Source organism: Psychromicrobium ferritrahens (assembly GCF_043789415.1).
Taxonomy (GTDB): domain Bacteria; phylum Actinomycetota; class Actinomycetes; order Actinomycetales; family Micrococcaceae; genus Renibacterium.
On the sequence record NZ_JBDLLW010000001.1, the window covers coordinates 2,026,413 to 2,051,447 of the forward strand.

The 25,035-nt window shown below is 59.2% G+C and carries 21 protein-coding genes; 10 read left to right on the top strand and 11 right to left on the bottom strand.

All coding sequences use genetic code 11. From position 1 onward, the window contains the following. The first annotated feature begins 54 nt into the window (after window positions 1–54). On the top strand, window positions 55–489 hold the full coding sequence (locus ABDK06_RS09300; protein WP_394940676.1) for a MarR family winged helix-turn-helix transcriptional regulator: 435 nt from the start codon (window positions 55–57) through the stop codon (window positions 487–489). Between the two features lie 7 nt (window positions 490–496). Here the strand turns inward: ABDK06_RS09300 and ABDK06_RS09305 are convergent, their stop codons facing one another. Next, complete coding sequence (locus ABDK06_RS09305; protein ID WP_394940677.1) at window positions 497–2,278, bottom strand: glycoside hydrolase family 13 protein; 1,782 nt, start codon at window positions 2,276–2,278, stop codon at window positions 497–499. A 67-nt stretch (window positions 2,279–2,345) separates the two neighbouring features. Here ABDK06_RS09305 and ABDK06_RS09310 point away from each other — a divergent pair, with 67 nt between their 5' ends. From ABDK06_RS09310 to ABDK06_RS09340, 7 genes are all read left to right on the top strand, one after another. Continuing rightward, complete coding sequence (locus ABDK06_RS09310) at window positions 2,346–3,473, top strand: VanZ family protein (RefSeq protein WP_394940678.1); 1,128 nt, start codon at window positions 2,346–2,348, stop codon at window positions 3,471–3,473. Window positions 3,474–3,571: 98 nt separating this feature from the next. Further along, window positions 3,572–4,072, top strand: a complete 501-nt coding sequence (locus ABDK06_RS09315; RefSeq protein ID WP_394940679.1) for a glutathione peroxidase — start codon at window positions 3,572–3,574, stop codon at window positions 4,070–4,072. 89 nt (window positions 4,073–4,161) lie between these two features. After that, complete coding sequence (locus tag ABDK06_RS09320; protein ID WP_394940680.1) at window positions 4,162–4,461, top strand: type II toxin-antitoxin system VapB family antitoxin; 300 nt, start codon at window positions 4,162–4,164, stop codon at window positions 4,459–4,461. After that, window positions 4,454–5,209, top strand: a complete 756-nt coding sequence (locus ABDK06_RS09325) for a LytR C-terminal domain-containing protein (protein WP_394940681.1) — start codon at window positions 4,454–4,456, stop codon at window positions 5,207–5,209. Before ABDK06_RS09320 ends, ABDK06_RS09325 begins: the two co-directional genes overlap by 8 nt. 622 nt (window positions 5,210–5,831) lie before the next feature. Beyond that, window positions 5,832–7,088 (top strand): Wzz/FepE/Etk N-terminal domain-containing protein, encoded by a 1,257-nt coding sequence (locus ABDK06_RS09330; RefSeq protein ID WP_394940682.1) that lies wholly within the window; start codon window positions 5,832–5,834, stop codon window positions 7,086–7,088. Next, complete coding sequence (locus tag ABDK06_RS09335) at window positions 7,075–8,241, top strand: glycosyltransferase (protein ID WP_394940683.1); 1,167 nt, start codon at window positions 7,075–7,077, stop codon at window positions 8,239–8,241. The genes ABDK06_RS09330 and ABDK06_RS09335 overlap by 14 nt, the downstream gene beginning before the upstream one ends. After that, window positions 8,238–9,512: a hypothetical protein gene (locus ABDK06_RS09340; protein WP_394940684.1), complete on the top strand. Its 1,275-nt coding sequence runs from the start codon at window positions 8,238–8,240 to the stop codon at window positions 9,510–9,512. The genes ABDK06_RS09335 and ABDK06_RS09340 overlap by 4 nt, the downstream gene beginning before the upstream one ends. On the opposite strand, the gene ABDK06_RS09345 is transcribed toward ABDK06_RS09340, so the two are convergent. After that, window positions 9,491–10,879, bottom strand: coding sequence for an MATE family efflux transporter (locus ABDK06_RS09345; RefSeq protein ID WP_394940685.1), 1,389 nt, complete (start codon window positions 10,877–10,879; stop codon window positions 9,491–9,493). The genes ABDK06_RS09340 and ABDK06_RS09345 overlap by 22 nt on opposite strands. Window positions 10,880–11,075: 196 nt before the next feature. Between ABDK06_RS09345 and ABDK06_RS09350 the strand changes: the two genes are divergently transcribed. Beyond that, window positions 11,076–12,164 carry a glycosyltransferase family 4 protein gene (locus ABDK06_RS09350; protein WP_394940686.1) on the top strand — a complete coding sequence of 363 codons (1,089 nt, stop codon included), beginning with the start codon at window positions 11,076–11,078 and terminating at the stop codon, window positions 12,162–12,164. Window positions 12,165–12,474: 310 nt separating this feature from the next. Beyond that, window positions 12,475–13,551 (top strand): glycosyltransferase, encoded by a 1,077-nt coding sequence (locus ABDK06_RS09355; protein ID WP_394940687.1) that lies wholly within the window; start codon window positions 12,475–12,477, stop codon window positions 13,549–13,551. Here ABDK06_RS09355 and ABDK06_RS09360 read toward each other — a convergent pair. The 9 genes from ABDK06_RS09360 to ABDK06_RS09400 all read right to left on the bottom strand — a co-directional run bounded on the left by ABDK06_RS09360 (window position 13,548) and on the right by ABDK06_RS09400 (window position 24,806). Beyond that, on the bottom strand, window positions 13,548–15,197 hold the full coding sequence (locus tag ABDK06_RS09360) for an alpha/beta hydrolase family protein (RefSeq protein WP_394940688.1): 1,650 nt from the start codon (window positions 15,195–15,197) through the stop codon (window positions 13,548–13,550). The genes ABDK06_RS09355 and ABDK06_RS09360 overlap by 4 nt on opposite strands. Next, on the bottom strand, window positions 15,194–17,701 hold the full coding sequence (locus ABDK06_RS09365) for a glycoside hydrolase family 2 protein (protein WP_394940689.1): 2,508 nt from the start codon (window positions 17,699–17,701) through the stop codon (window positions 15,194–15,196). Before ABDK06_RS09365 ends, ABDK06_RS09360 begins: the two co-directional genes overlap by 4 nt. Then, window positions 17,694–18,725, bottom strand: a complete 1,032-nt coding sequence (locus ABDK06_RS09370) for a DUF1839 family protein (RefSeq protein ID WP_394940690.1) — start codon at window positions 18,723–18,725, stop codon at window positions 17,694–17,696. Before ABDK06_RS09370 ends, ABDK06_RS09365 begins: the two co-directional genes overlap by 8 nt. A gap of 46 nt (window positions 18,726–18,771) precedes the next feature. Beyond that, the gene (locus ABDK06_RS09375) at window positions 18,772–19,692 is read right to left on the bottom strand and encodes an aminoacyl--tRNA ligase-related protein (protein WP_394940691.1); all 921 of its coding nucleotides are present in this window, start codon (window positions 19,690–19,692) and stop codon (window positions 18,772–18,774) included. Then, window positions 19,689–20,870 (bottom strand): acyl-CoA dehydrogenase family protein, encoded by a 1,182-nt coding sequence (locus ABDK06_RS09380; protein WP_394940692.1) that lies wholly within the window; start codon window positions 20,868–20,870, stop codon window positions 19,689–19,691. Before ABDK06_RS09380 ends, ABDK06_RS09375 begins: the two co-directional genes overlap by 4 nt. After that, on the bottom strand, window positions 20,863–21,114 hold the full coding sequence (locus ABDK06_RS09385; protein ID WP_394940693.1) for an acyl carrier protein: 252 nt from the start codon (window positions 21,112–21,114) through the stop codon (window positions 20,863–20,865). Before ABDK06_RS09385 ends, ABDK06_RS09380 begins: the two co-directional genes overlap by 8 nt. A 77-nt stretch (window positions 21,115–21,191) precedes the next feature. Beyond that, complete coding sequence (locus ABDK06_RS09390) at window positions 21,192–22,262, bottom strand: alpha/beta hydrolase-fold protein (protein ID WP_394940694.1); 1,071 nt, start codon at window positions 22,260–22,262, stop codon at window positions 21,192–21,194. Further along, window positions 22,259–23,377 (bottom strand): glycosyltransferase, encoded by a 1,119-nt coding sequence (locus ABDK06_RS09395; RefSeq protein WP_394940695.1) that lies wholly within the window; start codon window positions 23,375–23,377, stop codon window positions 22,259–22,261. Before ABDK06_RS09395 ends, ABDK06_RS09390 begins: the two co-directional genes overlap by 4 nt. Continuing rightward, the gene (locus ABDK06_RS09400; RefSeq protein WP_394940696.1) at window positions 23,364–24,806 is read right to left on the bottom strand and encodes a sugar transferase; all 1,443 of its coding nucleotides are present in this window, start codon (window positions 24,804–24,806) and stop codon (window positions 23,364–23,366) included. The genes ABDK06_RS09395 and ABDK06_RS09400 overlap by 14 nt, the downstream gene beginning before the upstream one ends. Window positions 24,807–25,035: the final 229 nt, after the last annotated feature.

Sequence of the window (25,035 nt, forward strand, 5' to 3'; positions counted from 1 at the left end):
ACAAGGAAAAATATTACTCAGAATTTAATTCTTCATCATGGTAAAGTGGCGGTCATGGGAAACACTGTTGGAGTCCCCTCCAGCGCAGCAGCGCCGTCACTGATCGTCGATAGCGCCGAAGTGGGACTGGTTGAGCAATGGCGCTCAGTGCAAGATGCATATTTGCGTACCTCGAACGCGATTGAACGAGAGCTGGAAAGCCAGTTCGACATCGGCTACAACGAGTTCGAGATCCTGGACCTACTCGCGGAGTACTCCGCGGAACAGTGCCGGATGAAAGACCTGGCCATTGAATCCCCGCTCACCCAGAGCGCTCTCTCCCGGATCGTGGACCGTTTGGAAAAAGCCGGGTTAGTAGATCGAGCCGCTTGCCCCCTCGACCGGCGCAGCATGATCGTCGGCCTCAGTGAAAAGGGCAGGGAAGTGTACGCTCGGGCGGCCACCGTTCAGCGTTCCGTGCTCAAACAATGCCTGGGTCAAGAGGGCTGAACCTGACCTAGCCCTGATGCAGCCAGATGGTGGTTTCCGCCGGAAGAACCATCGACTCATCCACCCGGGTATCGGGTGCCAGCCCCGGCTCGGAAGCTAGTACGACGGTCGCTCCGATCAGCTCGGCGGGCAAGGAAAGCGCTGTGGCGCTGAAGTTGGTGATGGATTGCCAGCCATTGGGCCTGCGGAAATGTAGCAGGTTCTGGGTGGTTCCCTGGGCAGCTGAACTCCCGGCGGCGCTCTCGTTCGAGTCACCGGACGCGGCCCGTGCCGACTCGACGTCCGAGGGGGTAAGCCATTCCAGTTCCTCGTCGGTCTGCAGTGCACGCCGCGCAGCCAGCGCATCTCGGTAGAGCTCAAGCGAAGAGCCAGCGGTCTTCTCCTGCTCGGTCACCGCGAAGGCGCTGAACCAGCTGGGCTGCGGAAGCCAAGGCTGAGCCCCGCTTTCGGGCCCGAAACCGTATGAGGCGCCGTCTTTGGTCCAGGGTAAGGGAACCCGGCAACCGTCACGGCCCTTCCGCTGATGCCCGGTGCGGTCCCACACCGGATCCTGCAGAGCGTTCAAGGGCAGATCAGCCACCTCGAAGAGACCGAGTTCCTCTCCTTGGTAGAGATAGGCCGAACCGGGAAGCGCCAGCATTAGCAGGGTCGCTGCACGCGCCCGCCGGGAACCACGGGTGGCGTCCAGAGCCGGTTGAGTACCGCCGGACATCAGCCAGGTGTCTTCCCCCGCTATACCGAGGCTGTCAGGCAGCCCATAGCGTGAAGCGTGTCGGACGACGTCATGGTTCGAGAAGACCCAGGTCGAAGACGAACCAGTGGCAGCTGCTTCGGCGAGGCATTTGGCGATGATCTGCCGGAAGGCGTTCGCCCCGAAATCGGCACGCAGCAGATCGAAGTTGAAGGCTTGTCCCAATTCGGTGGGCCGGGCATAGAGCGCCAGCCGTTCCGGGAAAGGCACCCAGGCTTCAGCTACCGCGGTGCGCGGCGGATCGTACTGATCGAAGACAGTGCGCCAGCTTTCGAAGATGGTGTGCACCTCATCGCGATCGTAGAGCGGGTCGGTGCCGTCGCCCACCGAGACGTCATTGTTCGGCTTGGATCGTAGCGGCAGAGACATGTCCTTGGCCATCGCAGAAGCTACGTCCACGCGGAAACCGTCCACCTCGCGATCGGACCAGAACCGCAGGGTGCGCAGGAAATCTTCGTGGATCTCCGGATTCTCCCAGTTCCAATCAGGCTGTTCACGGGCGAAGAGGTGCAGGTACCACTGGCCGGGCACCGCCTGGCCGCCGGCCATCTCCGCAGTCACTCGGGTCCAGGCGCTGCCGCCGAAATGCGAGACCCAGTCCGAGGGCGGCAATTCGCCGTTCGCTCCCAGACCGTCGTAGAAGTGGTAGCGCGCTCGCTCGGCCGAGCCGGGTTGGGTCCGGAGTGCTTGCTGAAACCAGGGATGACGGTCTGAGGAGTGGTTCGGCACAATATCAACAATGATCTTGAGGCCTGCCTGGTGCGCTGCCTTGACCATGGCATCGAAATCGTCCAGGCTGCCCAGCCGAGGGTCGACGTTCCGGTAATCGTCGACGTCGTAACCCCCATCGGCGAGGGCTGAGGGATAGAACGGGCTGAGCCAGATGGCATCCACTCCGAGTTTCTGAAGGTAAGGAATCCGAGAGGTCACACCGGGAAGATCACCCAGGCCATCACCGTTCTGATCAGCGAAGCTGCGCGGATAGACCTGATAGACGACGGCTTGGCGCCACCACTGAGACAGAGACTCTTTCACCATCGAACCCAACTTTCGATTGAAGTTGTTCATAGCTTACTGGCGAGTTGTCGGCGAAGTGAGTAGGGTCATGGCGATGGATGCATGGGTATGGCCCGGTTGGGTGGCGGTTCTCGGCGGAGGCATGGTTTTCGTGTTGGCCTTCGTTCCTCTTCTGGCCTGGCAATACCGAAAATTCGGCAGGCCGAGCTTCCCCAGGGTGCTGGGCGCCGCAGCGGTGAGCGTCTATTGGGTGGCTATCTTCGCCTATACGCTGTTGCCACTGCCCAGCTCGAACTCGGCTTGGTGCGCCGCGCAGGGAATTAAGGAACCCCAGTTCGTGCTCTTCAACTTCGTGCAGGACATCGCCCGGGACACCCGCGGTGAATCCCTGCTGGGAGTGCTGACCAGCCGGACCACCCTGCAAGTCGTCTTCAATGTGGTGCTCTTCATCCCCTGGGGTGTTCTGGCCCGCCGGTATTTCTCCTTCGGGGTGGTGACCGCAACGCTCAGCGGCTTCGCGGTCTCGCTCTTGATCGAGGCGACGCAAACCACCGGGGTGTGGGGTCTGTACTCCTGTGCGTACCGGCTCGGAGATGTGGACGACTTGCTGATGAACACCCTTGGCGCCTTGCTCGGGGCGTTGATTGCGCCGTTGCTTCTCTGGTGGATGCCTGCGCGGCGGAAGCTGGAAGCCCAACAGCGCCAGCCTCGACCGGTATCGAGCGCGCGTCGCTGGTTCGGTATGCTGCTCGATCTCATGCTGTTCGGCGTCGTGGGGTACCTGCTCTTGATGATCGGCTCGATCGCTGTTTGGGCGCTGGGCGGAACTGAATCAGCTCAGCTGGACGCCGTCTTGCAAGTTCTCTCGAACGCGTTGGCCGGGCTTCTGGTGTTCTTCATTCCTGCGCTCCTCGGTTCCGGGGCCTCGCTGGGCCAGCGGATTGTCTGGCTCGCGCCGAAGTGGCCGGCTCGCGGCGGCTCGCTGCGCAGGCTGTGGCGGGCTATGGTGGTCGGCGGTTCGCTGACCGTGGTCGCTATTCTGAGCGTCCTCTTCGGAGCGGAGCTGTGGGCCTCCTTCCTGAATCTTCTGCTGATGCTGATCCTGCTGCTCTCCTTCTTTAGCGTGCCATTCAGCAGGGGCAAGCGAGGACTGTCATTTATCCTGAGCGGCGCCGAGTTGATCGATTCCAGATCACCCGTAGCGCAGCGTTCTTAGCCGCTCCGATCGGGCGGCATCCGGGTCTGGAATCGGAATAGATGCCAACTCGGAGTACGTTGGCTTTAACGAGATCACTGACGACAAAGGAATCTGCCATGTCCGGGACTGCAACTTCGCTCTATTCCATTCCGCTGACCCTCAATGACGGCACCGAGACGGCCTTCGGCCGCTTCGAAGGGAAAACCGTAATGGTGGTGAACGTCGCTTCGCAATGCGGTTTCACTCCGCAGTACGCGGGTTTGGAAGCGCTCTATGAAAAATACCGGGATCAGGGCTTTGAAGTGCTCGGCGTTCCCTGCAACCAGTTCGCAGGCCAGGAGCCAGGCACCGATGAGGACATCCAGGAATTCTGCAGCAGGAACTTCGGGGTGACCTTCACGCTGAGTAAAAAAGCCGATGTGCGGGGCAAAGAGCAGCACCCTCTCTACGCCGAGCTCACAAAGTTCAAGAATGGCATCCTGCCGGGCCTGATCAAGTGGAACTTCGAGAAGTTCTTGATCAATTCCAAAGGTGAGATCGTGGCGCGTTTCGCTCCCACCGTTGAGCCGGATGCCCCGGAGATCAGCGCAGCCATTGAAAAGGCTCTGGCCGCCTGAATCGGCGTGAACGTAACCTTTTGGCCACAACCCCGCGCGGCGCAGGACAATAAGTTCAGAAGCGCGAATAAGTTCTCTAGGGTGGTTATGTGATCTTCAAAGCAGTGGGCGAGTCCAAGCCCTATCCTGACCACGGTTACCTCACCCCCAAGGACTGGGCGGCTGTGGCACCTCGTCAGGTGCGCTTGGACGAGTTGGTCACCACTAAGAGCACCCTGGACCTTGAGGCCTTGCTCGCCGAAGATTCCACGTTCTTCGGTGATCTTTTTCCGCATATCGTGCAGTGGAAAGGCACCCTCTACCTAGAAGACGGACTGCATCGCGCGGTGCGTACAGCACTCCACCAGCGAACCGTCCTGCACGCCCGCGTGCTGGTCCTGGATGACTGAAGAAAAGCCTCCACCGGTTATTCCACCGAAGCCATCACTGCCGCCTCGGAAACTCAAGCGTGAACTGAAAAAACGCGAACGACGTCGTCAGGCTAGTGCAGCCCGGGAGCAGCGGGCCCGAGAAAAGGGTGAGGACCTCCTGGAACCCACCGGCGGCGTGGAGTATCACGGACACCGGGTGATTGCGGGTGAAGATCTGCGCTCGGTGTTCACCGAGGATCCTCGGATAGAGCCGATCCGGCGCCGCTATCGACGATGGCATCTGATCACCATTGCTGTGCTGAGCGGTGTACTAGTAGTTGCCACTGTGCTGGCGATCTTGATTTCACGAGGTGTCATTGCGCTGCCGAGTGCATCTCCTTCTTCAGCTGTCAGCAATTCGTGCCCAACGGTGACTTTTGAGTATCCGGAGAATATCTCGATTACCGTCAATGTTTTCAATAGCACTTTGCGTACCGGATTGGCCGCTTCTGTTGCCAAGGAACTGAAGAAACGAGGTTATCGAGTCGGTTCCGTAGGTGATGGCAAGATCAGCACTGAAGCTGCTGGAGTGATTGTCTCGGGGTCTGCGGGCCAGGCTGCGGCTTATAACCTGCAAAAGAACTTCCCGAAGATGGAGTATCGGCGCGATGACCGCAGTGATAGCACGGTGGATGTCTATCTTGCTCAAGGGTTCGCCGCCCTCACCGGATCAGACGAGGTCGATCACGCGCCGGGAGTGCTGGTCTGCCGACAACCAACTTCGTAGATGGCCTCTGATCAGGAAAATCGTGATTCTTGCGTCATGATTTGAGTTGCTCCGGCACTTAAAGACCGATGGGGAAATTTTAGCTGCCGAGCGAAGCCCGCTACGCAATGGACCCACTCTTTCGGTGTGGGGTTCGAATCTTAAGATGGGGCATGGGTGATATTGACCGCTCGGAAATCGGCAATGATTGGCGCGCGGGCTCTCGCCGTTATTCAGTCGGAACCAGCTGCTGACGTTTATCGGGTCAGTGAGCCTACCCCGGTCTTGGCACTGACGTCTTGCACTTCGTGGCGAGTGATAGCAGCGCTATTTATTTCAAGCCTGAGGCGATAATCGCATCAGGAACCATTGACGGAATAAACGTCATTTTTCTGGCTCGTTCAGTTACTGTCGGCTAACGCTGACCCGGTACCGATCAGTTTCGCGCCTTGAGTGGTAGGGGCTCTGGGCCGGCTTGTGGAGGAGAATATTCCTTTCCCATAAGCCAGCCGAATAGGGCTGATTTCCCTATTACCACCTTTGGAACGGATAATAAAGTCTGGTATTGGGGGCGCCAAGCATAGCTTGGTATTTGCGGTTGCTAGGTAGAAGGTCGAGCCCCAGTTTGATTGAAGGGAAAGCTATGGGAATCGAGGATCTCCGAAGAGCCGTTCAGCGGTCTTGGTGGATTATTGTGGTCGGCATCGTTGTTGGCCTAGTGGGTGGCTTGATTGCAAGCGCTATCGCACCCAAGAGCTACACATCGGAGACTCAAGTCTTCATCTCCACCCGGACCACCGGAACCGTTGCCGAATTGCAGCAGGGCGAAGTCTTCGCGCAGGCGAGAGCGCAATCCTTGGTCATTCTGGCCAGCAGTCAAAGCGTCTTGGACCCGGTTGTCAAAGAGCTCGATCTGAAGATCAGCTCGGCAGAATTGGCCAATTCTGTGTCCGCTGCGGCAACGCCCAGCACGCCGATCGTCCTGATCAAGGTCTCTTACAGCGACCCCCAACTGGCCAGCGACATCGCGCTCAAGATCACTGATCGGCTGAAGATTGAGGCAGCCGCTCTCGATCCAACCACGGGCAAGCAGCCTCCGGTCAGCCTCGTGGTGCTCAGCGAGGCGACGAAAAGCAGTGAACCGTCTTCGCCGAATCGTTCGATGAACTTGGCGCTCGGCGGGTTCATCGGCTTCGCGGTCGGGTTGATTATCGCTCTGGTCCGAAAGCCGCGAAAGGCTCTCACTGCCACTGCCACTGCCACTGCTCAGTCGGCTCAAGAAACAGCGCCGGCTGCGGCTGAACCCTCCGAACCCAGCAAGCCGGCAGAAGCCGTCCAGCCTTCCGAGCCGAGTAAGCCAGCAGAACTGAGTATTCCGGCTGAGCCGGGTAAGCCGGTTGAGGTGAGCCCGGTTGTCACAGCACCGGAAACAGCCAAGGCCGCCCTAGACGCTAAATCCGCTGAACCGGAAGCCGAAAGCGATCAGGCAGATGAGGCTGCACCGCAGCTAACGGCGGACGATGATTCCCAGGTTTCCGCTAAGAGTGCTACTGCTGCTGAGACGACGCCGGTCGCAGCCACCGCGGCGAAGGCCAGGGCTCCGCGGACCAGCGCAGCCTCAAAAACGACGGCTGCCCGGGCGGCGGCGTCCAAAACGACGGCGGCCAGGACGACGGCGGCCAGGACCACGACAGCCAGGACGACGACAGCTAAGACCGCGGCCGCTAAAACCATTGCGCCCAGAAGCACTGCCGCTAGGAGTGCGACCGCAAAAACCGCGGCTGCCAGGACCGCTGCGGCCAAAGCCGCTTCGGAAGCTAAAGCCTCCGAAGCGGTTAAGGATGAAAACACCGGTTCGACGGCATTAGAAGGACCCGTGATCAATAATGACGGGAAGTGATCACCGAAGGGTCATGGTGGTCTGCCCCACTGAATATGGTGGGCAGATCGAGCACGCGGCAGATCTCGCCCTGGCGATCGCTGAACAGCCCGGGGTCGAGCGCTGCTTATTGCTCAGTAGACCCGGTGCAGCCGAGTACTTAGGTGAGTTGAAAAACCCGAAGGTCAAGGTCCTGGAAACCCTGCCCCGGCGCAGAAAAAAGGGCAGCAAACTACAAAATCTGCTTCGCCCAGCACGGCAGGTGATGGATCTGGTCACTGAGCACCTGATCATTCGAAGGCTCAGCCGGGCCGCCGGAGACGGTGCCCAATTAGTCCTGGAAACCAGCAAATATCCGGTGGTCTCGCTTCTGCGCGCTGGGCAGAAGAGTGAAGTAGTCCTCTTTGTGCACAATGCAAAACCGCATTTCGATCCTCGGCAGGCCAGCCTTCGGGATCGGGTGCTGCTCGGCCTGGAAAGCTACAGTATGCGTACCGCTGATCGGGTGGTAACTCAGGGAACCACCCAGGCCGAGACCTTGCGTGAAGTGGTGGGAGATCGGCTGCGAGCGGTCTCGCTGCCACTTTCGAGCAGGCTCTCGAAGAGCCAGGACTTGGCAAGCCAGGATGTGGCAAGCCTGAGCTCGGCGACCGATCTGAGCAAAAAAGCCCTCTGCATTGGAGAGCTGCGCAGTAATAAAGGTATTGAGATCGCCATCGAGGCAGCTGATACCGCTCAGGTGCCGCTGGTGATCGCGGGTAAGAGCGATGGGGCAGAGACCGAGGCGAAGCTCGCTGAGCTTGCTGCTGCCTCCGAATATATTGTGTTGGAAGACAGGTTTTTGGAACGTAGCGAATTTGATCGCTACCTGGAGTCCGCCAAGCTCATCGTCTTGCCCTATGTTCACTTTGATGCCCAGAGTGGGATTCTCGCCAAAGCCATGTACGTCAAAGCGTCGATTTTTGCTTCGGATCTGCCGGCACTACGTGATCAAGCGGGAGATTATCCAGATATTTCCTTCGCCGATCATCAAGATCCGGCAGGGTTCGCCGCAGGGCTGGCCGAGGCCTTCAAGAAGGCTCAGGGCCCTCGTCAAGATGATCAGCCCGAAGACTTCAGCGATTGGGACTCGGTTGCTGTCGCTGTTCTGGGCGGTCACCGGAAGCAGTCGTGAAACAGCTGAGCTTCAACCGCCTCGATCGCATTGTGGCGGTAGCACTGATCATCTCTTCGGTGCTTCCGTACTTTGCTCTGCCCTTGGGCGTCAGTACTAACGTTCCTTTCTCTAGTATCTTCGGCGGGTATCTGCTCATCCGGGGCTGCCGGGATCGACGGATCTTCTGGCTGAGCGCCGGCGTGCTTCTGGCGCCGTTCCTGGCCAGCTTCTTCAGGATGTTCATCACCTCGGAGCAGTGGTCGGTGGCTGGCAGCCTGACCTGGGTTATTTCGCTTATTCCACTGTCCGCAATGGTCGTGGCGGTACTGGCTCTCAAATCGGCGCTGATTGGCTGGCTGAGAGCGATCCTGATCTTCAGCGCGGGTATTTCGCTGGTCCAGAAGTATTTTTTCCTGGACCAAGGGGTCGTCCCTTGGTTATGGGTTTACGATGTGCCAGGCTACGCGCCCGTGCGCTTGCTCGCGCCAACCATCGCGGCCTACATCCGTAGGCCCTTCGGACTTTTCCCGGAACCGTCTTTTATGGGCGGGACGCTCGGGATTGTGGCTATCGCCCTCATTCTCACTGCGATGGCATTCAAGCGGCCTTTGCGGGTGATCGACTGGGTCGCACTAGCTCTGACCTGTTGGGTCACCGCGATCAGCGGTTCGGGAACCGCTATTGTGGCTCCTTTCTTGATCGTGATCTGCGCGGCCTTACCGTTGTTCAAGCGCTTTGCCGGAATTCTCGCCATTATTATGCCGCTTTTGCTATTCGCGGTGGGTACCGCTGCCTCACTCGTCCTGAATCAGCGTCAGAGCGTGACGAACTGGTCATGGGTCGACCGCTCGAATTCCATCATTGCGGCAGTACGCTATCTTTTCAGCGATGTAGCGGTGTTCTTCCTCGGCATCGGCAGGGGTAATACAAGTCCCTATTTTCTCAGCGGGAAGATACCGACCAACGACTTACCGCATTCCGAAGTGCTGCCGGATGTCTACAGCGTCTTCTTGAGGGTGGTACTGGAGAACGGGGTGCTCTTCGGGCTGCCCATCATCTTGCTGATGATGTTCTTCGTGGTCCGCGCGGACACTTCGTCGAAGCTGAGGATATCCGGCTGGGCGGCCTTGATCATCTGGCTGATAGCCGGTGGCCTGGCTATCAGTTACGACTCCGCTTTCTGGTTGTTCGGATTCCCCGGCATGATGTACGGACTATGGCTGTGCCAATCCGCTGGAGCCAAGGAAAAGGAGCCGGGACCTCCGGCTCAGCTGGACGCCGTCGTCTGAGTTCCTGATTTCCTCCTGCGGTAGATCAGATAGCCGATGCCGGCGATGACCAATTCGAGTGTTCCGGCGATGGCAAGGCCGAGAAGCGGGATCGGGATGCTCTCTATTGCGATGAAAGCGCAGACCAGGACGGCGACCGGGAGTAAAACCCAAGCCGCAGCCCGCAACATCGACTTGTCCCAGCGTAATTCGGCTGTTTGCCAGGCCCACCGTAGGTAGAGTGGCGTGGCCAAGCATGGCACGATCACCATGGCCAAGGTCGTTATGGTCAGTTCACCCGTTGAAGAGGCCAGCAGGATCAGCGGAATGGTCAGCAGCAGCACTCCGAGGTTGGCTAAGGAGATCGGCCAGGGGTTGTGGCGCAAATTCACGATCAGGCTGGCGGGCTGGATGATCGCGTCAGCCAGAATTCCGAGCCCGATCATCGCGAGTGCACCGGCTGCAAATTCATTGCTCGGGCCGAGCCAAAAAACCATGATGTCTTTCGACAGCAGAAAAATAGGCAGAGCCATGAGAAGGCCGAGGCACCAGAGCAAACTAGCGCATTGTTTGTAGAGATCGTTGAGGCGTTCTTTTGCCGCGGTCATGAAAGGATGAATAAACGGATTCGCAATCCAGGAAAGCAAGAGCCGAGTGCTTTGGTAAATACGCATTATTCCGCCGAAAGCGGTGACCGAGGCCAAGCCCATGGTGGCCCCGACGACGTAGAGCGGGAATTGGAATCCGGCCAGTAGGGAAAAGGTTCCGATAAACAGCACGCCGCTGATCTTGAGCAGCGGCAACCCATGATCCTTGAAGCTCGACCACTGGAAAATCGGCCATGAGTAGCGCTGGAAGACAGCGATCACGCAAATCACCGCCGGGAACATCAGAGAGATGGCTTCGGCAATGATGACGCCGGTCACACCCCAGCCCAGGAAGAATGCCAGGGCATATCCCACAGCACGCAGGATGAGCCCGATCAAGGAACTCTTCCGCTCAATATCGGGCCGATCCTCAGCCCAGAGCACGGCGTTATAGGCTCTTCCCGCGATCGAGACGAAGAGCGTCAGCCCGGTGAGCGGAATCAGCAAGGGCAGCAGCTGGGAAAGCTGGTTGTCGATCTTCACTGTCTGCAGGTAGAGCGGGAAGACGAAGTAGAAGATGGTCAGCAGCACCACGCCGAGGAGCAAGAAGATCGTAGTGGCCACCGTGACGAAGCGACGGCGTTCCAGGTGATCTTTGAGCACCGCCAGGTGCCTCACGATGCCGGTGCCGAGCCCGAAATCTGAGAGTGTGAAGAGTTGGATCACCCCGAAGGCCAGAACCCATAGCCCATAGGCCTCTACCCCGGAAATAGCGATGGCAAAAGGGTAGAGAAAGAGCAAGCCAAAAATGCTAGCGAACCCTGAAATATAATTCCACAGGATATTGCTAGTAAGCCTTGACTTTTGAGCCGGTGAGCTATCCACGATGGTCGGTGGTCCTGTCCGTAGGGAAATTGCGGATATGTGATAATGACACAATCAGCATGACTGGAATACACCCAGTAGATGAAATATTAGCGCGAGTGGTTGGGGATCCATGACTTCGCAGAGCGAAAAAACAGAAACTGCAGGACGACGCTTGGTCTTCATGACGGCGTCCCGTTCGGCTTGGGGGGCAGAGCAAAGTTTGTTCATGCTGGCGGATGCTTTGAAAAAGCGTGGCCTCGTTGTTGATCTGGTGTGCTTCCCGGGGACGATCGAAGCGGAATGGGCCCGGCTCATCGGTCACCCCGCAATTCTCGCTGATGCTGCCGCTCCGGAGAACGAGTCGAAGATCAAGGAAAACCTCATACTTTGGCGAACGTATCGCAAGACGGCGAGGAAGTTCGACCGCGTGGTGCTGTTCACCTATTACTTGCTCGTCGGAGTAGCGCTGAATCGAGTTCTGCTGGCTGGCCAGCGGATTAAAATCGCTCTGGATCTCCATGACAACCTGCCCGGTGAAAGAGGGCGTCAGCTGCTGAGACTCTTCGCTCGCGGGGTGCAGAGTGTGGTGGCCTGTAGCGCCTTCACCGCCTCCCAACTGGATTCTGTTCCCACTGAGGTGCACGTGATCCACGGCCCAGCGGAGGCTCTCGCGGTGCGAACCCAGCCTTCCGCCGTCAAAAGGATAGGAATCCTCGGCAGGATCGTCAAGGAGAAGCAGCATCTCCTGCTGGCCGAGGCGGTGGCCGGGCTCAGCGATGAAAGCGTTTTAATCATCCGCGGATCAGGGGACGGATCGGTCAATGACAACTCGGCCGAAGTCCGGAAATACTGTCTGGAGGTGCTCGGCCCGCGCTTTATCGACGAAGGAAAGGTGGAGCAAGAGCGGGTGCTCGACGATCTGGATATCGTCGTAGTGGCCAATCACCAGGAGCCGATGGGCAGGACAGTGCTGGAAGCACAGCTGTCTGGCGTCTTTGCGGTGGTGCCCGATCAGGGCGGTAGCAGCGAGCTCGTCGAGGACCAGCAGACCGGCCGCCTCTATGCTTCCGGCGATGCTGCCCAGCTTCGAGAAGTCCTGGCTTCCATCGATCCGCAGAGCGATTCCGCTCGACAGATCTGTGAGCGGGCCCGGCAACGAGCGCAGCACACCGTGACCCCTGAGATGTATGCGGATTCCTATCTCCTGGCGCTTGAGTAACGGGATACTTCAGAGCTCACTTCGGCCCTGAGAGCTTCCCCGGCGGCCAGCGTGCTTCCGGAGAGTGAAGGTGCGGCTGGAATCCGCTGCTTTCCGGCTAATTTGAACTTAATAAAAATTTCTAGCAAATTCTGCGTCACGATCTTCGACAGCCCCGCACTTTATAACTGAGAGCAGGGGCGTTGGGGGTCTCTGCTTAGCCGCCGAAAGGCGAAAGTCCATTCGCAGATACTTGTCCGCCGGAACTTGAGGTAAAGTGCCCAGAGGCTTGCGGACAAGTCTGCGAGGGGAGAACGACAGAAAGTACACAGTGCGCATTCTGCATGTTGTAAACGACGCTCAGACGGGCGGCGCTCAGACCTTGATCGAGGCGCTCGGCAGGCAAAAGAATCCGGCCGATGAGATACATCTTTTAGTGCTGATGGGAGAGGGTTCGCTATCTCCGCGCTTCGCCGAGATCGCAGATACCGTGAGCTATGTGGGTATGAGCCGCCGGGACATCATCCCGCTGCGAGCCATCCGCACGCTACGCAGAATCATTCGTGAACAGCGGATCGACTTGGTCCATTCACATCTCATGCAATCCGATCTGATGAGTCTGCTGACTCCGGGGCGTGCGATTCGGGTCAGCACTGTTCATTCCAGCGCTTCCTATGAGACCAGGGGCGCTTCTCATCTGGTTCGGCGCCTGGTCGCAAAGTTCAGCGGCCGTTTTGACGCCGTGGTGGCGTGCTCTCCTTCTGCCCTGGAGTACATTCGCAGCCTCGGCTATCACCTTGAGCCCAGCGTGATTCTCAATGGCACCCAGTTGGGGGATTGGTCGGCCGAAAACGGCGCCGAGTCTCAACGGTTCGTTCATCTTGGCCGCTGGCACGTGGTGAAGGATCACAACAATTTGTTCGCCGCATTAAGCCTGCTGCTCAAAGACTACCCCGAGGCAAAACTGGACTGCGCGGGACTCGGGCTCGAAGCGGACAACCCGGAAGTCGCGGAGCTACTGCAACGGCACAAGCTTTCTGAAGAGGTGACCCTCCACGGCTCGGTGAGCAACGTCAAGCTGCTCTTCGACGAGTCCCGGGCGATGGTGATCTCAAGCTCTCACGAGGCACTGCCGATGTCCGGAATCGAAGCGCTCAGCTCGGGCTTACCCGTAGTGACCACCAATGTGGGCGATTGCCCGGAACTGGCTATCGGTCCGGAATACCTCGTCGAGCGGAGTAATCCGGAGCAGCTAGCAGCGGCGATGCGCAAGACTCTCGAGCTTTCCTCCCGGGAATACCGCAGATCCCGAGAAGAGGCCCGAGCACGCGCCGAAGAACGGTTCGATGAGCGTGTCACGGCGCAGAACTATCGCAAACTCTACGAAAGCCTGCTGCCGAGCTCCTAACGGATCGCTGAGGGTTCGGCAGGTTCTTGCAGCAGCGTCGATTCAATGATCTCGATGGCCTTGGTTCGTGAGATATGCGCCAGCAAAGCGTGATCCAGAGGCTGTTCCATCCGTAACTGGATCTGCCGTCCCTGCTTTAGCAGCCGCTTCAACCCTTCTTCACCGCGTTCCATGGCGAAGAGCCGGTAGTCCTCCGGGCCGAGATGCAAGATTAACTCTGCTTCGCGTGAGGAGAAATCCATCAATACTTCAGGAACATTCGTAATGGCCCTCTTACCGAGCCCCAGCCACAGCCAGTAAGGGCCGAATTTGCGCAATAGTGACTTCACCCGGGACTTAAAGGTCTTCGGCTCCTGGCCATCTGCGGATCTCCGCTCTCCGGCCAGCAGCTCCTCCACATTGAGTTCGGCGTAGATCCGGTTGTAATAAGCGACCTGATCGCGCCATGCGACGTTATTGAGCATAATGACCTTCTGCATCGCAGAATCCTTACTGGCCATACCGACCAACCATGCTCCGGCGCACAACCCGATACCCGATACCGGGCCCTCAAAGCGATCATCGAGGTAAGCACAGACATTCTTGATGTCTTCGATGGCCTCATCTGTGTAGGGATTCGGATCTCGCAGCGCCTCTAAGGCTCCCAGGTCGCCTGAGCCCCGTCTTTCCGCACGGATCGCGGGAATGCCCTGGGCTGCCAGCCTGCGAGCCTGAAGCACCCAGAGCGCGGTGACGCCTTCCTTGGGCTCCGATGAAGCGGCAACTAACAGCGCTGAGCCGGGTGCAGCTTGTGAAAGCTCGATCGGCCGGGAGAGTACCGAAGGCAGTTTATTCGGGCCCAGTTCAAGGATCTCTTCGAGAATCGGCTGGCTGAAGCCGGGCACCGAAACCTCGGCCGTGCGCAGCGGGCTCCATTCCGGGAGCTGAATCTGCTGGGCGTTCTTCGGCAGCAGCCCGATCAAGTTCTGCACTGATTCGGTCGGCACCGTGGCGAAGATCGAAGCCACGGCGTAGAAGGCTTTGGCGACGTCCTGATCTTTCTCGATCACGATCTGGCTTCCCCGGGGAAGATCAGCGGCGGGCAGCTTGCCCGGGTGGGGTACTGAGGAAAGCGACTGCGCGTGGTGCGGAAGATAAATCGTGCCGCCCAGCTCAATACCTGTCTCGGTCGGCACGGGCGTCTCATCGAGCGAGACGTGACGGAGCATGGATTGCTGCCGAAGGAAGGTCTTCCCGCCGATCGGCTCCCAGAGCAACCGGCTCTGGAAATCAGCATCACTGGCAGCCAACAGCGCTGAGCCAGCTCGCAGGCCGATGGCGTGCACCCGCTCTTTGCCCACCAGTTGTGCTGCGAAGTCGGTGATCGAGGCAAGATCTTGCTGCCAGGTCTGGACAACATCGGTAGATTCAGGCATCTCGGCTGATTCTCCGGTGCCGGTCCAGGCGAAACGAATCGCCACCCAGCCCTGCTGAGCCAAGCGGATCGCGAGCACCCGGAGGGTCCGGTAGCTAATCACTTGTTCCCGGGCCAGCGGAGGCGCGATGATGACTGCTCCCTTGGCCTGCCCGCTCTTGGGCAGGTGGACCCAGCTATAAAGAGATCGATTGCCGCTGGGAATCCAGGTGGCGGTGCCGAACTCGGTCATGAAATGTTTCCTTTCGAGGGGCTGCTGTTCCCCTGAGTGACGGGTTGAGCGGGAGGTACGTTATTGAGAGCGCGGACCGTTCCGCTCAGCTCTGCCGTTGCTGTGCTGGCGCGTGGCCGGCAATGGATGAGTCGTTTGGTGCCGGGCGGCAGATGAAAGTAGTTGTCTGCTGGGTCGTGCGCTATCAAGTCGAGTGCGACGAAGGTTGAGAGCTTTTCGGTGCTGACTTCGATCCACTCGGTGGCCTGCACCGTGGCCTTCAACCCGGTCTCGACCAGCGGGCGGTGAATTCCACCCAGTAGCTGCACGGTGCGGTAGAGCTCTGAACCATCCGCGCCGAACAGAGTGGCTTCTAGGCAGTCGTATTCACGGTCACCGAATTTCCAGATGTAGTCGAGGTCTCGGAAGCCTTTGAGTAAGGACTGCATCGACCAGCGTTCCGTGCTGTGCCCGGCTACCTGAACCGATACTTCCAAGGGTTCGATGGCACGCCCCGCTACGGAACTGAGGGTCAACACGATCTTGCCGTTCAGCGATTCGGGACGGTCATGGAAAAGATACAGATCCAGGCCGTTGAGCGCTTCGGGAACAATGGCTAGAGCGGTCGCTGCACTGGCTGCCTTGAGCCCGTACCACGCCGATTTGGGTCGGCCTTCGCTGTCGGTGATGCCCCAGCCGGCACCGGCTGCCAGGTCTCTTGCAGAGAGCAGCAGTGCGCCGTCGCAAGATGATTCGGGACGGCGCCATTCAGTCATGGTCTGCCGGATCGCGTGATGGATTGCGGCCCGGCGCAGATCTAGCTGTCGGCTCCAGGGCGCCTCGGCTTCCACCCCGAAAAACTCCTGGGCGTAGTGCTGAGCGGTATCCTCGAAATTCCAATCCGCACCGGGATCGGCTGCTACCGCGGGCAGCCAGCCAGTGGGCTGGTCAGTGTCTTCGGCAGCGTGCGGGAAGTGTTCTTGCACGGTCGACGGCTCTGCGGGATTGGCGAAGGCGAGTGCCTCTGCGGCGAAGCGGACGCCAGAGGTGCGGGCGTCCGAGAGCGGTAGTTGATACGCCCCGACGCCGAAGTAGTGGCTGATTCCCTGTCGAATGTCTATCGGGCTCTCTCCGCCGCTGGGACTCGAGGAAACCTGCACGGCGTCAGGCAGATAGCGGCTGGCAAGCTCAGGGATCAACTGATCGAGCACCGTCATGGTACGGGATTCGGCTGGTAGCCCCCAGAAAGCGGGCTGCTGTTCGGTTTCGTTGCCCCCACTCAGCACGGCAAGACTGGGGTGGGGTGCCAGACGTTTCAGCCAGCTGCTGGTCTCCTCGGCGAAGTGCGCCAGCCATTCCGGATCCTCCGGAGGGTCGAAGGTGGCGAGCATGCAGTCCTGCCAGACGAGCACTCCCTGCCGGTCGCATTCCTGGTAAAAAGCGGCTTGCTCATAGACATTCGTACCGCTGATCCGCAGTAGATTCGCCCCGGCTCGAACCATTGAGTCGACGGCTAGGCGATATTCCTCTTCCGAGGCATTTAGGCTGAGCGTATCGAGGGGCTGCCAGACCGCTCCACGGCAGTGCACCGGGAGGCCGTTGACCGAGAGTGAGAAACCGCCGTCCTTCCGTTCCGCTGTCACGGTGCGGAAACCGAGTTCGAAGCTCTCCTGCGTTTCGCCGTCGCTGAGCGAGAGTTTGTAAAGCCGGGGCTCCCCGTGGGTGTGCGGGAACCAGCGCTGAGGAGCTGCCACCTCGAGCACCGCATCGGCTACGCCTGGTTGCTGAAGCTCAAAGGTGCGCTGAGCGACCTGCTTGCCCTGCGGATCATCGAGCCTAGCCGACACAGTGGTGGGGTGATGGCCGATCAGCCCAATGCTGATTCTTCCGCCTTGCGCACCGAGTTCGGTGCGCACTCCGCTCAGTTCAAAGGCAGCTTGCGGGCGGAGACTCAGCGCAGCCCAAGGGCCGACTGTCTTAGCGGTGCCGTGCCACGGAATGTGGCCGAGCAGGGGAGTGCGGTGCCAGCGCAGCGATGTATTAGCGGCCAGCGAGCTCCGCCAGCGGGGACGAGGCTTGCGAGGTGTGGCCACGGTATCGAGCGGACGGCAATGAAGGGCGATCCGGTTACGGCCTGGAATCAGCGCAGCCCGACCGCTGAGTTCGTCAAAAGCGCCGTGGCTTTCCAACAGTGGCTCTCCATTGAGCCAGACCGTGGCGTAACTGGCGATGCCGGCAGAATGGAAGTCCGCCGCCTGCACCGTATGACCTGACTCATCGCTTGCCTCGAACTCGGCGATGAACCACCAATCCCACGCATCGAAATCCAGTTCCAAGGCAGCTTCCAGGCCAAAGGCCTCTCGCCAAGCTGCCGCCGCTGTGCCCGGCACCGTGCAAGGCACCGTGACTTTTTGTCCAGTTCCCAACCGTTCGTATTCGTCCCAGTTGCCAGCCGCACCCGCCGAGGTTCGGCTGAGTTTCCAGGCCGCCGTCGTCAGTAAATTTCGCGTAATCCGCTCATTCATCGAAGGCATCCCACTGTTTCATGAGGGTGATGCCGCGATCCCAGGCTTCATTTAAAGCCTCGGTTGTCGGCTGAAGATCCGGACGGCGGCCGGCGGCGACTCTGGCCAGTTGGAACTGCAAGCGCTTCGCGGTGCTGCTGGCCTCCGCGAAGGCTTGAGCAGCTTGGCCCAAGGGCAGAGCGACCTCCGGGCGTGTCTCAGCGTCGGCAAACCACTGCGCCACCTCTGAGGCGAACATAGCGCTCAGCCCCGCTTGCCTGGTGGTGGCGAAGCTGAACTGATGGAAATGCGCCATCCCGCTTTCGGCGAGGACCTCGCGCTGGCTCAGTACATAGTCGGTGAGCTGAACCATGGGGTGCTGCTGGGAAGAATTGCCAATTCTCCTCAGATGGGCTTTGAGCACCTGCTGAGCTGCTGCGGGAAACCGTCCAGCGTCGAACCGCTGTAAACCGTCCAGCCGGATCAGATCGACATAGGGGCGGGGGACGAAACCTTGCTCTGAAGCGGCTCCCACCGTATTGTCGTAGTCCTCCTTGAAGAGTTCGTGCAATCCGCCATTGTGGAAGTAGACCAGACGGTGAGCGTCCTGATCGAGCAGGACCGGCGCTATGGAGGTCTTGGTGTGCTCTTCACGATAGGAGACACCGACTGTATCAGGCAGGTAGAAGGCGTCTACCTCCACAATGGCCAGATTGCCCGAGGCGAGCTGCCCCGCCAAGTGTTCGTGCAACGGCCGCCAGGTATCGTACTCGCCGAAGCGGATGCCATAGAGCGTCTCGAGATCCTCGGAACGTACCTTGAGGAATTCCCACTGATCCCCGACGAACTCCGCGCTGATCGCCGAGGCGAACGCCGGAATCGGGTCCAGCCCTAAAGAGTCCAGGACGTTCATCCAGACATCGAGATAGCAATTGGTGTTCGACCAGTCGGATTCCTCACCGTGCACCCAATGCCGCACGAAGCTCTCCGGAGTCAGACCGGAGAGCGCTCCTGCGGAGGAGGCTGAAGGAAAAGGGCTGTTCACGAGATCGTCGATTCTTTGAAATTACTCAGAGCTTTTGAAGACTTGGTCAGAGGGAGAGAGCCGAGCGCACGTCGTGCGGCCAGCTTGCGAGGTCTAGACCGTGACGGGCGACCAAGGCCAACATGATGCGTTCCAGGCCGAAACCAAAGCAGCCGCTGTGGGCTACCGAACCATCCGCGGCGCTGATTGAGAAATTGGCGCCGAAGTGGTCCTGATGCCAGTTGCCGGAGGCAATGGCAGTGGGATGCCCGGGGAAGATCTCGGCGAGTAACTCGAATTTGAGCTTCGCCTCCCGCTGTCCCGAGGCCAGCAGCCGGCCGGCCCGGCCGAAGAACGGATCATTGGCGCTTTCCGAGACGATCGCAAGCCCCAGCGATTCGAGCATCTGCTGAGCCAGCTCGATCCAGCGATCACGATGGCCTTTAGCTTGCTCTTCGGTGCCGAGTACGACGTACTCGCGCATCCGGAAGGCGACCATCCGGAAAGGATCCTCCGAAGGCTCGTTCCTGAAACATTCACCGGTGAGCTGGTAGCACTCGCCGTCAACGGTTTTTCCTTCGAGGTGCGCGTACAGCGGGTGACAGACCGCGGGGATCAGCGCAAAGCCACTCGGCTCCAATTGCTTCTCCCAGGCGTCACCGGCCTCGGCCGCGGCCAGTAGCTTGCCGTGATCCTTGCTCTCTCCGGCAAAAGTGCTGACCAGACCCATCAACTGGGGGAAGGATGCGACGTAATCAGTGCGGCGCAACAGGTTCTGGCTATTCACCGGCGGGAATCTCAGGGTATTCAGCTGGGCGTATTCCTGCTGCCGGGCGATCTTGCTGGAAAGGGCTTGCAGGCCCTCGACCACAGCTTCGGCCTGGCCACCGAGCCCGTTCACTCCATAAGCCAGGGTCGGTATCAGCCAGCCGTGGGCGATCAGTTCTTTGCCGAAGGCGATTCGTTGTTCTTCGATGGTCGGGGTCATCGTTCTCCTCGTGAGACGAGTAGCAGAGTGGAGGTGTGGTTGTAGATTCTGTCGTTATTGACCATCACCGAAGGGCCGATGCTGTCTCGGTACAGGCGAGCGAGACTGAGCGGCGAGCGATTGGCGAATCCGGCGATTCCCACGATCACCATGGCATCCGCTACGATCTTCCGCACCAGATCGGCCGCCGCGACTTTGAGCGTATTCATCGAAATCGCGAATTGCAGGGACTCCAGAACTTCCGGCTGATGCCAGCCGGACTGATAGCGGGCGACGGCGGAACGCACCAGATCAGCCATCGACTGCAGGCTCACCTCAAGCTCGGCGAGTCGCAGAGCGGAGGGCGGAGGGTTATCCGGAGTCTTTCGGGCGGCTCGCTGAACCACTGTCCTGGCGTTCTCCCCGGCTTTACTCGCCATACCGAACCAGACCGATGCCCACAGGGTGTGAGCGGCGGGCAGCATGGTCTCTGCTGAGATCTTCTCGAAAAGATCGTCCAGCACAGCCGCCGCCGTGGTGTTACCGGCGAGTTCGAATCCTTCGGAGCAAGTGCCGCGCATGCCGAGAGCATCCCAGTCGAAGGTCTTGTTCAGCTCATAGTCGGAGGCTGGAAGGTAGACCAGCACCTGATCGCTCGCGACCGCTTCCGGGTGCCGCCGGGCCGTGACCAGAATGGCATCCGCGTAGCGCCCGTAGGAGATCACCGGGCAGGTCTTCTTGAGTTCGATCATGTCGTTCACGAGTGACTGGACAGCACAGGAGGAGCTACGGCTGTCTCCGCCGATATTGGCCTCGGTGGTGGCTGAGGCCAGCAGTAGCTGCTCGTCCGCGCACTTCCTCAGCGCCTGGCGTAGGTAATCCGAGCGGCCGTGCCGGTCAAGGCAGAGCACTTGGATATAGTGCATCGCCATGATCATTCCGGTTGATGAGCAGACCCGGCCCAGGCGTTCCACAATGCTGCACAATTCGCTGATGGATAGCCCTAATCCGCCGAGTTCAATGGGCACCGGGGCTCCCAGCAGAGCACCATGGCGAGCGGAGTCAATTGCTTCAACCGGGAATCGTGAGTTCTTGTCGACGTCGTTCGCATTCTGGGCGGCGATCTCGACCATGGCATCAAGCGCCGACCGGAACCCCTTGTCAGGCAGTACGCTGACGGTTTCTTGCAGCTCAGTCAAGGCCGATCTCCGTGAGCGCCGAAGCGATGCTGTTGATTGAGGAGAAGGTGTTCTTGGTGAGCATTTTCTCCGGGAACTCGATATCGAATTCGTCCTCCAGTGCAAGCATCACATTGACACTGGCATGTGAGGTCATGCCAGCAGCATAGAGGTCACCGTCCGCTGCTACATCGTCGATTCCGACGGCGAGCTTGGCGTGGTCGGAGAGGGTTTCGCGGATCTTCTTCTCAAGTGTTGATTCCATGATTAGACCTTGTCGTTGTGTACTGATTTTTTTCTTGTGCTGAGCGGGAAGCCCGCTCGAAGTCGAGGATGCTGACGCTAACCACCCGGAAAAGTGGCAGCACTGAGCCTAGGAAGCAGAGCGCGCAACGCTGCACTCCAACAGTCCCAATTATGCCCACCATCGCAGTCTGGAAGCTTTTTACCGATCTGATTGACGAATTTGTTATGGCATTGGGATAAAACCGCTCCGAAATCCGTGGCGCTCTGGAAGAGCTGCCCTTCCAGTTGTTTCGGATCGTCCAGATCAGTTCCCGGTGTGCCCTCACCCGCGTAGAGGGTGATCTTGGTTCCGCTCAGCGCTTGGCACTGTTTCATCGGGTCATGAGCATCCCACTGAGCCTCGGAGGTGGTCTTACCGTCGCCGAAGATGGCGTTTTCGTTGCCGGTCAAATCTTTCGATTCGGCTTGGATCAGGCTACGGATCTCAGGCAGCCCGAGATCTAGCGGTCCGGACAGGCTGGCAGCCGCCGAAAAGAGTTCTGGGCGATCTGCGGCGTAGTGAATCGCTCCGTAGCCGCCGGCCGAGGCTCCCACCACGGTGCGGCCCGATCGATGTGCCACTGTCTTGAGGTGACCGTCGACCCAAGGGATCAATTGGTCCAGATGGTAGCTCTGCCATTTCTGCGTGGGCTTCGCCGCATCACTCCAATCGCTGTACCAGCCGGCCTTTCCATCGTCTGGCATCACGGCGATTTCTTGACGGTCTCCCATGATGGATTCGATATGCCCCTTTTCTGACCAGTCCTGGTAGGAACTATCGGGGCTGGTCCCCGGGAAGAGGTAAAGCACAGGATAACTCTGGTTCGTGTTGTAGTTGACCGGCAGGGTCACCCTGAAACCGTTGCCCTGTGAGGTGACCTGATTGTCCACAGAGTCTGTGGAGATCTGCAGGTCGAAGGTCCGCTGGCCCACCTTCTGGGCTCCCAGCACTTTGATGCCATTGGTTTGGGCGTGGAAATCCGAGGAGGTGAGGAAAGGCACATTGGCCAGATCTTGATCTATGGTGTTGTCCGAGGTGCCGGTGCAAGCGGAGAGGCAGAGCAGGATGCAGCTAAGCCCGGTGCCAGCGATGAGCATCGCTCGGCGGGATCGGGGCTTCAGACTCATCTAGTAGTTCCCACACTGCTATGCGAGACTGCATGGTGCGCGCTGAGCTCGACAGAGTAGACCTTGAGTAAGGCTTCTCGCTGTGCCTGGACGGTGTTAGATCGCAGGGCGAACTGAGCTTTCTTTACCGCGTCAGCCCGGTAGAAGGGATCGCGAAGAGCGTCCCAGAGCGACACCAGCTCGGCCGAAGTCTTGACTTTCAAGGGCAGATCTATGCCTTCAAAGGCCGGGATGTCTCTGACCACGGTCGCCAGATGCAGAGCGCTCGCTTCCAGAACGGCGAGCGGGAAGCCCTCCCACGCCGCGGTGTGCAGATAGATGTCTTGGCAGTTGAAAGTCCGGAAGACCTCGGCGCGTGGCAGCCAGCCAGTGACCTTGACTCCTGCTTCTTCCAGGTGATGTGCCAAGGTCTCATCCCCACCGCCGACCCAAGTGGCTTCGACGTGATAACCAGCTTTGCGCAAACCGCGGAGCGCCGAGATGAAGAATTCGGGATCCTTCTGTGCACCCAACCGGCCAGCGCCAACCACCCTCAGCACCTCGGTGCGAACTGAAACCGAATCCTCTTCACTGCCGCTCAACTCGACTTTTGGCGCCAGATTCGGTAGATAGCTCGCCCGACAGGAGAGCGGCCAGCGCTCAGCAAGGGCGACTTCTCGAGGAGAGCAGCCAGCGATCAGAGTGGTATTGCGTGATAAAACCGCTTCGATGCCGCGCAGCGCAAAGCGGATGGCAGCGCTCAGATCGAGCCGCTCAAAGGCATAGCAATGCGGAGTATGGACTTGCTCCAGCTTCCGGCTTTTCAACGCGGCGAGGCGCGCGTAAAAACCGGCAAAGGATGAGTGTGAATGGACGACGTCGGGCCGCAGGCGCTTGAGCTGCGAACGCACCTCGCGAATGCGTTGAAAATGTCCGGCGGGGAGCTCAACGACCGATTCGAAGAGCTCTCGCCATTGCTCACCCAGGGCTTTGGTTTCCGGCCTTGAGACGAAGAGCAGGTGGTGTTCCAGTTCGGGAGTGTGGCGCACGTAATCGAAGAGCGCTGAGGAGACCCCGCCCCCCATGGCCTCTGTGACATGCAGAATACGACGGGTCTTGCCTTTAGACAGCACCATCGCCCCTGACGACCGCGGACACGGTCTTCGTCAGGATTTTCAGGTCTTGGCCGAGGCTCCAGTTCTGGGCATAATAGCGATCCAGAATAATGGCTTCTTCCCAGCTGAGCCTGGAACGGCCGCTGATCTGCCACATCCCGGTCATCCCGGGCAGTACGCCGAGGCGCTGCTTTGCCGCCTGATCGTAAAGCGCGACTTCGGCGGGACGCTGAGGCCGCGGCCCCACCAGGGACATCGAGCCACCGAAAACGTTGAAGAGCTGGGGCAACTCATCGAGGGAGTAGCGGCGCATGACGCCGCCGATCCGGGTGATCCGAGGATCCGAATCGACCTTGAAGAGCGGCTTGTCTGAACTGCCCTGGGCTTTGAGCAAAGCCTGGAGCTGAGCGTCTGCACCGACCACCATGGAACGGAACTTCAAGATATTGAAGGGACGCTCGTCAATGCCGATGCGCTCCTGCTTGTAGAACACCGGTCCGGGGCTGCTGAGTTTCACCAGCAGGGTGAGCACGGCGAAGAGCGGGGAGAAGATCAGGATGAGCAGTCCGGAACCGACGACGTCCATGATTCGCTTGCCGAGGCGGGTGCCCAGGTGCTGATAAGGCGCATCGATTTCGATGACGGTCTTGGTACCTTCGGTGCGGGTTCGCATCCGGCTCGCGCTCATTGGCTGGCCTGAGTAGACCATCCGGATGGCAACGTGCATCTTCCGCATTTCCCAGCTCAGCCGGTCCACCAGGTCTTGATCGATATGCAGTCCGACGGGCAGTTCTACCGCGGTGGCCTTGGTGAAGCTGATGTAGTTGGTCAGTTTCTTCACCAGCTCATCGGGATTCGAACGCAGTTCCTCGGTCAAGACGAAGGGGTGGATCTCGCGGTGCGAATCCGAGACGGTCTTTCCCGGGTGCTTGGCGTCGACCACAGAGATCACGTGATTCGCCTGGAAGCCTTTGAGTACCAAGCGACCCACGATATCCAGGGCGGTGATTACCAGCACGGTGAGCATCGCACGGTGCAGCACGATCTCACGGTTCACCAGGAGATTGATGAGATTGGCGCCGGCGAGCACCAGGCTGCAGGCCCAGACAGAAAGCAGCGGCCGCAGCAAGCTGACCCGTTCCTTGGAGAAGCCCTTGAGCAGGTTCAATGCCAGCAGCCATACTGCGGCTGCGGCTGCGGTGAGCCAGAACTGCTGGGCGTCGGTGAAAGGCCAGAAAAGTGAACCGAGAATGACTCCCACCACGATCGCCAAGTCGAGTACAACCAGAAGCTCGACGAACCTTGCCGAGCTATGGGTGCGGACCCTGGGTGTGTAAGGCGAAGAGTCGATGACGGGAACGGCAGCTTCAGAGCTCTGAATGCTCGGTTCTTGAGTCAACGAACGATGTGGACGATGCTTGGCCTTTCGGCGCTGATCAATCTGAGTCATGATGCATCGTGCCGTTCGGACATGTAGTGCCGTTCGGACATGGTGAAGTTCATTAGTAGTTCCCCCAATTGTTCCCCCAATATGCGACTGACCATACCGGCTCAGAGGCGAGTAGGCAAGGACGATCGAAGGTTTGTTGAATCTGGTTCATTTAACTAGTGCGGCAATTCCGCGGATCATGACGGAAAAAATTAAGATTTTCCGGAAGAATTTTTGTGGCGTCCTCTGG